This window comes from Streptococcus parasanguinis (assembly GCF_001578955.1).
In the GTDB taxonomy this organism is placed as follows: domain Bacteria; phylum Bacillota; class Bacilli; order Lactobacillales; family Streptococcaceae; genus Streptococcus; species Streptococcus parasanguinis_U.
The window spans coordinates 601370-602594 of sequence record NZ_KQ969689.1 but is presented as its reverse complement, the minus strand read 5'-3'; the positions used below and the strand labels follow the sequence as shown (position 1 = coordinate 602594).

2 protein-coding genes are annotated in these 1225 nt (G+C 35.3%); both read right to left on the bottom strand.

Annotated elements, in window-relative coordinates; all coding sequences use genetic code 11:
- Positions 1-111: 111 nt before the first annotated feature.
- Complete coding sequence (locus tag SPADD19_RS02770) at positions 112-558, bottom strand: hypothetical protein (RefSeq protein WP_241496436.1); 447 nt, start codon at positions 556-558, stop codon at positions 112-114.
- 122 nt (positions 559-680) lie between these two features.
- On the bottom strand, positions 681-1106 hold the full coding sequence (locus SPADD19_RS02765) for a hypothetical protein (protein ID WP_061455127.1): 426 nt from the start codon (positions 1104-1106) through the stop codon (positions 681-683).
- Positions 1107-1225 lie beyond the last annotated feature (119 nt).

Here is a 1225-nt window from a genome sequence, read left to right as displayed (position 1 = left end):
CCAAGAAAAACCAGTCCTAGGATCGGTAACAAAATGATCAAAAATAGTTCCATTTGTCTCTTCATTCAATTCCCTCCAATCTACACACTTTTAATTGATCTATCAACTTATTTATTCGAAAATTCTTCCACCTATCCTTAAGTATTGGCCCAAAGACATCTTCTTTAAATTAATTTTTCCATCTTCCACCACTACATCAACTCGCCAACTCGATTCAGAATTTTGATTAAACCCACCAAAAATGAGAATCATTTCGTCACCACCTTGAGGCGTCCCATTTCCGGCTACTCCCCACTGCGTCTGATCCCAATCAATCTGAACGGATTCAACTTTTGAATTTTGTGCTTTGACTAAATCAACAATCTCCTGTTCGTGTTCTTTTAGGTAGTCCAGTTGTTTTTTCTTTATAGTTTCTTCATCTTCCTTTAGGTCTTTCGTTGATGAAGCAGCAATCGTTTTTCCTTGTTTTGTATCATCTTTCTGTTTCACGGTACACCCACCTACATTTAGCAGTACTGCAATTGAAGCAATTGTTAGCATGATTTTTCGACTTTTCATGAGTCCTCCTATCATTCTGTACAGATTATTCTTTAAAATGTCCACCTGTCATTCCCTGAGCTATTATGGACTCATAGCTCAAATTCTTTCCTCTTAATGGATAGAATGATCTGTTGATTTTATCAAGGAAAATTCGAACCAGAGATTGAATCAATTGAACTTGGATTCTCAACATTTGGTTTTGGTACAATAAAGAATGAATAGCCATTGAGTTCCTTATTATTTGCCCCATAGACCTTTAAACGGATGTCAAACCCAGATTCCGTAAAAGCACCACTATCTCCTACTTTCACACTATCCCAGTCATACTTAACCTGAACAACTTCTGGATCATTCGACTTTATGTAGTTCGTAATTTCGGACTCGTGTTTTTTTAAAAAGTTTACTTGCTTTTGTTTGAGCACTTCTGTATCTCCTTTGGTGGAGGAAGAAACATTCATTTTATCTTGTTTCATCTGTTCTTTTGGTTTTACAGTACAGCCTCCAATGCTTGTAAAAATTAGCATTAAAGCTATTAACTTAAGTGAACATTTCATTTTACTTTTCATGTTTCCTCCTAACACTTATACTTCTATTTACTTAGGAAAAATTTTCCAGCCACCATTTTCCTCGATATAGATATCATTTAGCATCCCCATTTTTTTGATAGTTGGTATGCTATTTTGAT

Bases quoted from the DNA above. Each gene is read 5' to 3' on its own strand.
- SPADD19_RS02765 (WP_061455127.1), bottom strand. From the start codon at position 1,106: ATGAAAAGTAAAATGAAATGTTCACTTAAGTTAATAGCTTTAATGCTA.
- SPADD19_RS02770 (WP_241496436.1), bottom strand. From the start codon at position 558: ATGAAAAGTCGAAAAATCATGCTAACAATTGCTTCAATTGCAGTACTG.